This is a genomic window from Methylobacterium sp. BTF04 (genome assembly GCF_010692745.1).
Lineage (GTDB): Bacteria > Pseudomonadota > Alphaproteobacteria > Rhizobiales > Beijerinckiaceae > Methylobacterium.
This window is the reverse complement of the sequence record NZ_JAAHTB010000076.1, coordinates 1-9,908: the sequence shown is the minus strand read 5'-3', so window position 1 is coordinate 9,908 and position 9,908 is coordinate 1. Positions and strand designations below refer to the sequence as shown.

General features: G+C 63.1%; 8 protein-coding genes and 2 pseudogenes. All 10 read right to left on the bottom strand.

Features of this window, described 5'->3' with window-relative positions; genetic code table 11:
- Positions 1–41 precede the first annotated feature (41 nt).
- Positions 42–482: pseudogene (locus tag G3T14_RS22340) on the bottom strand (YHS domain-containing protein); the annotation flags it as partial.
- 428 nt (positions 483–910) lie between these two features.
- The gene (locus tag G3T14_RS22335; RefSeq protein WP_163644718.1) at positions 911–1,276 is read right to left on the bottom strand and encodes a hypothetical protein; all 366 of its coding nucleotides are present in this window, start codon (positions 1,274–1,276) and stop codon (positions 911–913) included.
- Positions 1,263–1,445, bottom strand: coding sequence for a hypothetical protein (locus G3T14_RS22330; RefSeq protein ID WP_163644717.1), 183 nt, complete (start codon positions 1,443–1,445; stop codon positions 1,263–1,265). Before G3T14_RS22330 ends, G3T14_RS22335 begins: the two co-directional genes overlap by 14 nt.
- Positions 1,446–1,486: 41 nt before the next feature.
- Positions 1,487–2,566 carry an alcohol dehydrogenase AdhP gene (adhP, locus tag G3T14_RS22325; RefSeq protein WP_163644716.1) on the bottom strand — a complete coding sequence of 360 codons (1,080 nt, stop codon included), beginning with the start codon at positions 2,564–2,566 and terminating at the stop codon, positions 1,487–1,489.
- A gap of 163 nt (positions 2,567–2,729) precedes the next feature.
- Positions 2,730–4,181, bottom strand: a complete 1,452-nt coding sequence (locus tag G3T14_RS22320; protein WP_163644715.1) for an NAD(P)(+) transhydrogenase (Re/Si-specific) subunit beta — start codon at positions 4,179–4,181, stop codon at positions 2,730–2,732.
- 10 nt (positions 4,182–4,191) lie between these two features.
- Entirely contained in the window at positions 4,192–4,542 is a 351-nt protein-coding gene (locus G3T14_RS22315; protein WP_163644714.1) for an NAD(P) transhydrogenase subunit alpha, read from the bottom strand.
- A 19-nt stretch (positions 4,543–4,561) separates the two neighbouring features.
- Positions 4,562–5,719, bottom strand: coding sequence for an NAD(P) transhydrogenase subunit alpha (locus G3T14_RS22310; RefSeq protein WP_163644713.1), 1,158 nt, complete (start codon positions 5,717–5,719; stop codon positions 4,562–4,564).
- 100 nt (positions 5,720–5,819) lie between these two features.
- Entirely contained in the window at positions 5,820–7,202 is a 1,383-nt protein-coding gene (locus G3T14_RS22305; protein ID WP_163644712.1) for an NAD-dependent succinate-semialdehyde dehydrogenase, read from the bottom strand.
- A gap of 68 nt (positions 7,203–7,270) precedes the next feature.
- Positions 7,271–8,308, bottom strand: a complete 1,038-nt coding sequence (locus G3T14_RS22300; protein WP_163644720.1) for a zinc-dependent alcohol dehydrogenase family protein — start codon at positions 8,306–8,308, stop codon at positions 7,271–7,273.
- A 527-nt stretch (positions 8,309–8,835) separates the two neighbouring features.
- Positions 8,836–9,793 (bottom strand): annotated as a pseudogene (locus tag G3T14_RS22295) (IS481 family transposase).
- Positions 9,794–9,908: the final 115 nt, after the last annotated feature.

Here is a 9,908-nt window from a genome sequence, read left to right as displayed (position 1 = left end):
TTCGAGAAACGCAGCGCTACCCAAACCGCTCTCCACTAAACCGAAGCAAGTCCAAACTGGATCCAGGTGGAGATCAGTGGCGGGACGAGTTTGTGCAGGCCAAGAGCGGGAATGTGGCCGCCCATCTCCAGGATGAACACTGGAGTGGCCAAGACCAGGCCGATCCAGAACCTGCGGCTCATATCCGCGAGTTCGAGGTTTGGACCGCTATCGGCGGTGATCGTTTCAGGCTCAAGGGCCATGCCGCAGATCGGGCAGGGCCCTGGCGCATTGCGCCGGATCTGGTGGTGCATTGGGCAGGTGTAAATCGTCCCCGCGGGCGCGGCCTCGGCGGCTTGCGGCTTCAGATAGCGCTCCGGATCGGCCTTGAACTTGCCAAGGCATGCCGCCGAGCAGAAGTGAAACGCAGCCCCGCCGTGCTCCGCATTTTGCGTGGTCTTCGCCGGATCGACGGTCATCCCGCACACAGGATCTTTGACGCTGGAGGCTGGGGCAGGCGGCGATATGTCAGTTTGAGCCTGTTCGGCCATGAGATCCTCCATCGGATGAGCGCGTTCGCTCGCCGGGGGCGTTGGGTCGCGCGCTTCAAACGTCGGCAGGCTCGCCGACACGGCCGAGGCAAAGCGAGGCTAGGACGCTGCCTCCCAACTAGCTGATCAAGGCTCTCCCTGGCAGCGCCGGAAACTACGCAGAAGCGACTCCTGCTAAGCGGGTCTATGTCGATTGTCCCAAGATCACTGAGTAGTAACGGGGAACCTGAGCCGGGGGTCCAGCGCCGGAATTCGGCGGCGAAACTAGGCGAAGAGGTCCGGGTCGCGAAGCCGCAACGTCGTGACCAGCAGGAAGAGCTTGGAGTCCACGATCCGGCCGGCCTCGGCCTCGCCCGCCAGCTCGAGCAGCGGGCGCTCCATCACCAAAATCTCCTCGTGTTCCACCGCGCGACCGCCGCCGGGCGATACCCGGTCGGATTCACAATAGGGCGCCACGAACAGGGAGACGCGCTCGGTCGAGGTACCGGGGACGACCACAGGCGGCCCACCGTCTGCAGGTTCTCAAGGCGCACGCCGAGTTCCAACGCTTCGCGCCGCATCGCGATTGCCGGGGATTCACCCGGATTGATCATCCCGGCCCAGGCTTCTTCGATAACGCCGCTCTCAACATCACCCTCGACACTCGAGCCGCCGGGCATCTTGAAGTTCAGACGGTCGACCTTCAGGTACCCGTCGTAGGCGGTCGTCTTTTCCTGGAATTCCATGCCCTCGTCAGTCACAGTCATGCATGATCCGGACTGCGCCAGGGGCAACGCCGAGACTGGATGCCAATCGCCTGGCCGCACCCACATTCCATGGCGCGCCGCCAAAGAGATCGATGAACTCGGTTTCTTTGAACGCCTTCTCGCCTGAAAAGCAGCCGTAGCGGCTCCTTGGCGGCGAGCCGAGCGCCATCCCACAGCCAGCTCGTCGCGCAAGGGTTGTCCATTCGCGCGTCAGGCGGGGACAGCCTCTTTAGCGGGAGCCGCACTCTTCTCGGCAGCGCTGCCCGTGAAATCCAGGACGACGCGAGAGGGCACGTCGCCACGTTCCAGCCGTTCGAAGATCGTGTTGATCGCGGAGAGCGGCTGCAGTTCGATATCGGCCTTGACCTTGCCTTCGGCCGCGAACTGCAGGCACTCGGCCATGTCCTTGCGTGTGCCGACGAACGACCCGCGCACGGTAATGCAATTGGCGACCACATCGAACAGCGGCAGCGGGAATTCGCCCGGCGGAAGGCCGACCAGAACGCAAGTGCCGAGCTTGCGGGTCATGTCCACGCCCTGCTTGAACGCCGGCAGCGACGGCGCGGTGATCAGTACCCCGTGGGCGCCGCCACCGGTTTCGTTCTTCAGCAGCGCCGCCGGATCACCGGATTTGGCGTTGATCACCAGGTCCGCGCCCAGCCGCCTAGCGTGTTCCAGCTTGCCATCGTCTATGTCGACCGCACAGACCTGAAGGCCCATGACCTTGGCGTATTGGATCGCCAGATGCCCCAAGCCGCCACACCCGGAGATGGCGATCCATTCCCCAGGCCTGGCCTGCGTTTCCTTAATCCCCTTGTAGGTGGTGATCCCGGCGCAGATCAGCGGCGCGGCCTCCTTGGAGCCGAGATCCTTTGGAATGTGGGCGACGTAGTTTGGGTCTGCGAGGAGGTATTCCGCAAACCCCCCGTTCTGCGTGTAGCCGCCAAATTGCGCTTCGCCGCAGACTGTCTCCCACGCCTGCAGACAATATTCGCAATGGCCGCAGGCCGAATAGAGCCAAGGCACCCCGACGCGGTCGCCCTCCTTGACCAAGCTCACGCCGGCGCCGAGCGCCACGACGATGCCGATCGCCTCATGGCCGGGGATGAAGGGCAGCGTCGGTTTTAGAGGCCAGTCGCCGTTGCGTGCGTGCAGATCGGTATGGCAGACGCCGCAGGCCTCGGTCTTGACCAGGATCTGGCCGGGTCCTGGCGTAGGGATATCCCACTCCTGGAATTCCAGCGGCTTGGCGAACGCGGTGACGACGGCGGCCTGCATTTTTCCGGCCATGGGAGTTTCCTTTGCTGGGGTTCGGGCGCGGGGTTGGAGGTTGAGCATCCAGCCCTCAGAGAGGCGACGTAGTGGCTGTGGTAGAGCTTCCCGGAGGTAGGAGTCGGTAGCGGAATAGCGGAGGCCCCGGGCGATATGCTCAACCGGCTTGCGGGGCGGGCCATCAGGCCGCTGCCGCGCCCAGACCGCGAACGGCCTCGATCATCTTGATCAGCACAGCTTGGGCGTCGCCAAAGACCATGTTGCAGTTGGGCTCGTAGAACAGGGCGTTGACGATGCCGGAGTAGCCTTTGCCCTGGCCGCGCTTGATCACGTAAACTTGCTTGGCCTTATCGGCGTTCAGTATCGGCATGCCGAAGATGGGCGAGGCCTTGTCGCTGCGCGCCGCCGGGTTGACGACATCGTTGGCCCCGATGACCAGGACGACATCGGTCGTGGCGAAGTCGGCGTTGATGTCATCCAGCTGGAAGATCAGGTCGTAGGGCACGCCGGCCTCGGCCAGCAGCACATCCATCTGCCCGGGCATGCGTCCGGCCACGGGGTGTATGGCGAAGCGGACCTGGACCTTGGCCGCCAGAAGCAGTTTGACGAACTCGTAAAGCTTCTGCTGCCCTTGGGCGGCGGCCAGGCCGTAACCCGGCACGATGATGACGCTGGAAGCGTAGCGCATCTTGATTCCGGCGTCGGACGCCTCCACCGGGCGCTCAGTACCCTTGATGGCGCCGTGGTGGGCCTTGGTCTTGGCGTCGCCAAAGTTGGAGAACAGCACGTTGGCCACTGAGCGGTTCATGGCCTTGGCCATCAAGAGGGTCAGCAGGAGGCCTGCCGCGCCGACGACCATGCCGGCGATCATCAGGGCGGGGTTGCCCAATACGAAGCCCTCGAGACCTACGGCAAGGCCCGTGAAGGCGTTGTAGATCGAGATCACGACAGGCATGTCCGCCCCGCCGATCGGCAGCGTCATCAGGACGCCGAACACCAGGGCGAGGCCGAAGAAGATGTAGGTCCAGGACGCCAAGGGCATGATCGGATCGACGCGGCTGAGCGATGCAACGACGATCCAGCCCCCAACCGCGACCGTGGCGAGGAAGAACAGTCCGTTGAGAAGCTGCTGGCCCTTGATCCGAAGCGGCTTTTTAAGCACGCCCTGGAGTTTGGCCCACGCGATTACCGAGCCAGACATCGACACCGCGCCGATCAGGGCTCCGAGCAAGGTGACGACCAGCTGGGTTGTCCCATGGGTCTTGCCGCCGAACAGTTCCACTGCGGCGATGCCGCCGGCCGCGCCGCCGCCCATGCCGTTATAAATGGCGACCATCTGCGGCATGGCGGTCATGGCAACCTTGCGCCCGACCAACCAAGCGCCGACGCCGCCGACGGCCAGCGCGACGATCGCCAGCGTCAGATTGACCATGAGATGCGGCTTGGCCGCCGCATCGGCGCTGAACACATAGAGGAAGCTCGCCGCCACAGCGGCGACCATGCCGATGCCCGCCACGCGGATACCCGACGACGCGGTGGCCGGCGACGACATCCGCTTCAGACCGAACAGGAAGAGGAAGGCGGCGGCGAGGTCGGCTGCGCCGATCGTGAGTTGGGCAATCAGGGTGAGCATGACGATGGCCTCAACCGTGCTTCTTGATGTGATGGACCTTGGCGGAGTGGTGTGAATTGGCCTTCGCCCCGCTGGTCTTGAACATCGCCAGCATGCGGTCTGTGACCGCGTAGCCGCCGGCGGCGTTGCCTGCGCCCAACAGGACGGCGAAGAAGCCGATGACCTGCTCCAGAACGGTGGAGGCGTTGAGCAAGGCGAACAGGCCGCCGACCACCACGATGCCGTGGACGAAGTTGGAGCCCGACATCAACGGCGTGTGCAGGATCGCCGGCACGTTGCCGATGATCACCCAGCCGGCGAAGGCGGCCAGCATGAAGATGTAGAGGGCGACAAAGCCGGTGATCGTGATGTCGAAGGTCATGAGAATCTCCAGATCCGGCTCAGGCCGCAGCCGCGCGGGACTTGGCGGATTTGGGCGGATGATCGGCGTCGGGTTGGGCGGCGTCGCTCAGCTTGCCGTCGTGGGTAAGACAGGTCTTGGCGAGGACCTCGTCGGACCAGTCGATGGTGATGATGTTGTCTTTCATCATCAGAGCCAGCAGGTTGTACTGGTTCTTGGCGTAGAGGGTGCTGGCATCGGCCCCCAGCAGCGAGGGGACATTGAGCGGGGCGACTAGGGTAACGCCGCCGACCTGTATGGTTTCGCCGGGCTGCGTGTCCTCGCAATTTCCGCCGCCCTCGGCGGAGAGATCGACAATCACCGCGCCAGGCTTCATGCCCGACACCTGCTGCTTGCTGATCAGCTTGGGCGAAGCCTTGCCGGGAATGGCCGCCGTCGTGATGATCAGGTCAGACGCCTGGATATGCTTCGTCAGCGCGGCATCGACCTTGGCCTTTTCCTCGGGGGTGAGCGCCCGCGCGTAGCCGCCCTTGCCGGTTGCATCCACCCCCGTATCGACAAAGGTCGCGCCGAGCGAAAGGGCCTGTTCCTTGGTTTCCGGTCGAACATCATAACCCTCGACCACAGCGCCAAGCCGCTGAGCGGTGGCGATCGCTTCCAGTCCGGCGACGCCCAGGCCCATCACCAGCACCTTGGCCGGACCGATCACGCCGGCGGCCGAGGTGATCTTGGGCAGCACCGTGTCCATATGGGTCATGCCGAGTGCGACGGCGTAGTAGCCCGCTAGGGCCGATTGGCTGGAAAGCGCGTCCATGGCCTGAGCCCGCGAGATGCGCGGAATCCGCTCCATGGCGAAGCAGGTGATCTTGCGCGCCAGCAGGCGTTTGACCAGTTCGGGCTCGTTGGCCGCATAAACGAAGCAGATCAGGATCGCGCCCGATTTCATGGCGTCGACCACGGCGAGAGAGGGCGGCTGCACCGCCAGGACGACATCGGCATCGGTGACTAGCGCCCGCCGGTCATCCATGAACACGACATCCTTAAAGGCGTCGTCGCTCAGTTTGACGGCGTCGCCGGCCCCCGATTGCATATGCAGTTTGGCGCCTAGCTTGGTCAGCTTCGCCACGTCGGAGGGCACCAGGGCGACACGCCGCTCGTGCGGCTGGGTCTCTTTCAGGACGGCGACATTGACGTACATTGGGTGGTCCTTGCGATATCCCTGAGACATGGAGTCAGCGTCGGACGTGACCCGGTGGGCAATCCACCGGGTCACGTGCTGGAAGCCGGATGGCCAGTGGCTACTTCGGCGCTTCGGCCTTCAGAGTGCGGACCAGCTTCTTGTTGACGAACTCCTGGATGCCCATGTCGCCGAGCTCCCGGCCGTAGCCGGAGTTCTTGATGCCGCCAAAGGGCAGTTCGGCGTCGGACCAATCGATGTTGTTGATGAACATCATGCCGGTCTCGACACGGCTGGCGACGCGCTTGCCGCGGGCGACATCCTCGGTCCAGACCGAGCCACCCAGGCCAAAGTCGGAGTCATTGGCTAGGGCGATGGCCGCGTCCTCGTCCTTGACCCGATAGAACGACACCACCGGACCGAAGAACTCGTCCCGAAACGCCGGATTGCCCGGCTTGATGTCGGTCAGGATGGTCGGCTGCATATAGGAGCCAGGGCGATCGACGCGCTTTCCACCCATGACCAGTTTCGCGCCCTTGGCGACGGCGTCGTCCACCTGCTTCAGAAGCTGGACAAGGGCAGATTCGCTCGAGAGCGGGCCGAGCGTGGTCTTTTCATCCATCGGATCGCCGGCCTTGAGCGCCGAGAGCGCTGCCTGGAATTTCTCCAGGAACTTGTCGGCCAGGCTTTCGACGACGATGAAGCGCTTGGCGGCGCAGCAGGTCTGGCCGGTGTTGTACATCCGGCCCCACACCGCCCAGGGGATGGTGTGTTCGAGGTCGGCGTCTTCCAGGACGATGAAGGCGTCGCTGCCCCCCAACTCCATCGAGGAGATTTTCAGGTTCTGCCCGGCGCGGGCCGCGACGCTGCGGCCGGCTGCGACACTGCCGGTTAGGGCGACGCCCTTGATGCGCGGGTCATCGATCGCCTGATCGCATTGCTCGTGGGAGATCAGCAGGTTGGTGTAGAGGCCCACCGGCGCGCCGGCTTCGATCAGCAGTTTTTCGAAGGCGATAGCGCATTGCGGCACTATGCCCGCGTGCTTCACCACCAGCGTGTTGCCGGCCATCAGGTGGGGGCCGGCAACGCGGGCCAGCTGATAATAGGGGAAATTCCAGGGCTCGACGCAGAAGATCACCCCGATCGGGCTGCTCTCCATATGGGCCTCGCCATTGACGGGATTGAGCTTCACCGGCGCCAGGAAGCGCTCGGCGTTCTTGGCGTAATAAGCCAGAATACGGGCGCTGAACTCGACTTCGCCGCGCGCCTCGCTGATCCGCTTACCCATCTCAAGGGTCATGATGCGGGCGAACTCACCGGCTCGGGAATGCAGGATTTCACCGGCCTTAGCGATGATCGTCGCCCGTTCTGCGTAAGACTTGTGACGCCAGGTTTCGAAGCAACTTTGCGCGCCGGCGATCTTGGTCTCGAGCTGAGGATCGCCGAGGACCTCGAACGATTTGATGAGCGCCCCGTCGAAGGGATTGAGGCTCTGGTAGGTCATGGTGGACTGCTTTCTGGATGGGAGCACGACGGCCCGGTCAGGTCGCCGATCGTGTCGCTGGGTAGACGTCAGGCTTCGATGATCACCTTCAGCGCCTTGGTCTTGGCGGCGTTTCCGAAGGTCTCGTAAGCCTCCAGAATGTTGGCGAGCTTGAAGTGGTGGGTGATCAGCAGTTTCGGATCGATCTTCCCGGCCTTCAGCACTTTGAGCAGCATCGGCGTGCTGGCAGTGTCCACCAGCCGGGTCGTGATGCTGATGTTGCGGTCCCAAAGCCGCTCCAAATGCAGCTCCACCGGTACGCCATGGACGCCGATATTGGCGATCACGCCGCCCGGCGCGATGATCTGCTCGCAAAGTTCGAAGGTTGCCGGCACGCCGACCGCCTCGATGGCGGTGTCGACGCCGCGGTTGTCGGTCAGCTTCATCAGCACCTCGACCGCCTTGCCGTCGCTGCTGTTGATCGTCTTGGTGGCGCCAAAGCGCTTGGCGACCTCGAGCCGGTTGTCGTCGAGATCGATCATGATGATCTCGCCCGGCGAATAAAACTGGGCCGTCAGCAGGGCGGCGAGGCCGACAGGGCCCGAGCCAACGATCGCCACGCTGGATCCGGGCTGGACCTTGCCATTGAGCACGCCGCATTCGAAGCCGGTCGGCAGGATGTCGCTCAACATCACCAGAGCCTCTTCGTCGGCGCCTTGGGGGATGGGATAGAGGCTGGTGTCGGCGTGGGGCGTACGGACAAACTCCGCTTGGGTGCCGTCGATGGTGTTGCCCAGGATCCAGCCGCCGGTCGTGCAGTGGGAGAACATGCCCTTGCGGCAGTATTCGCACTTACCGCAGGCGCTGACGCAGGAGATTAGCACCCGGTCTCCCGCCTTGAACGCCGTCACGGCAGGCCCGACGCTATCGATCACACCGACCCCTTCATGGCCAAGGATCCGGCCAGGCTCGCAGCTCGGCAGATCGCCCTTGAGGATGTGCAGGTCGGTGCCACAGATCGTGGTCTTGACGATCTTCACGATGGCGTCGGTCGGGTCGATGATCTGGGGCTTGGCGTGGTCCTCGAAGGCCTTCTTGCCTGGGCCGTGATAAACGAAGGCCTTCATGATCGCTGCAGGCGCGGCACCCCCAACCTTGTGATGTGCTTGCTGCGCTTGAGGCGAGGCCTTCTCCGACACCAGCGTGTTCGAGTCGTGCGGCATGGGTGACCTCGCCTGTGTCAGCCGCTCGAAACTCACTGCGAGATCAAAGGGGCGATGGGCTCACCCTGAACGGTTGCGTCGATCCAATGCAGGCTCGGAATCTACCCAGCCACACAAATCCGGCGAAAGACTGCACGAAGGCTGATTGCGGGCGGAAATAGACACGAGGTCGTTTGGAGCCGGAACGGAAGTTCATGCGTAGATTCCGAAGCTGCCGCATCCTGTTCGCGCGACTAGTGTGGCGCGCCGATGCTGACGCCCTCACCGCCGCCTCTCCCCCGAGTGCAGTGGCAGTGGGTGCGCGGAGTTGAGAAGCCTACTGGGATCAAACTGATAGAATTGGCATCTGAGCCGGCGGCCGCCCCCGGCGCCGCCGGCTCAACTATCTTAGCTCGGCAAACCGCTTGGCCGGAGCGCCCAAAGTGACGTGACTAGGTGTTTAGTCCCGGCATCTGGTGGATCGGATCGATGATGAATCGGCCTGGTTCTGAAGTCCAGATTTTGACGATGTATTCGTAGGGCGTGAGGCCAGTGAGGGACTTGAGCCTACGAGCGAAGTTGTAGGCAGCCATGAAGTCGGCGAGGTGCGTGCGCAACTGATCGTGGTTGTCGTAATGGAAGCGTTTTACGGTGGCGTCCTTGATGGTGCGGTTCATCCGTTCGACCTGCCCGTTGGTCCACGGATGGTTGGGCTTGGTGAGCCTGTGTTCGATGCTGTTGGCTTCGCAGATCATGTCGAAGCGCATCTGGTGCGCCAGGCGGTGTTACGGTTGCGGGGCTGCTCGGCGAACTGGATACCGTTGTCCGTCACGATCGTGTGGATGCGGTAAAGCACGGTTTCCAGAATGGGCTCGAGGAACTCCCATGCCGTTCGCCTGTCGGCCTTGTCGACGAGTTGGGTGACGGTGAATTTGCTGGTGCGGTCGATGGCGACGAACAGATAGAGCTTGCCTTCGCCCGTCTGGACCTCGGCAATATCCATATGGAAGAAGCCGATCGGATAGCGTTTGAAGCGCTGCGCTTTGGCTTGTCACCCTCGACGTCGGGCAGGCGTGAGATGCCGTGGCGTTGCAGGCAACGGTGCAGCGCTGATCGTGTCAGATGCGGGATCGAGGGCTGCAAGGCATAGAGGCAATCATCCAGCGGCAGCAGCGTGTGCCGCCGAAACGCGACGACCATCGCCTCCTCGGCTTCGGTCAGCACCGTCGAGTGCGGATCCTTTGGCCCAGTCTTCAGATCCTGCACTGTCGAGCGTTTGCGCCACTTGGCGACCGTCTTGGGGTTGATCCCAAACTCCCGGCTCAGCGTCGCGAGCGAAGCTTGCGATCGCTGTATTGCTGCTCGGACGACGTGCGTGGTCGTGGCGCTCCCGTGACGTACCTGTCCCATATGGCATCCTTCCATTCCAACGAAAGGATCGCACCATCAAACCCTGGGATCAAACACCTTAGTGTCTGCCCCGAAATGAAGTTGGGTGATATCAATGACTTGTGATTCAGTCGGA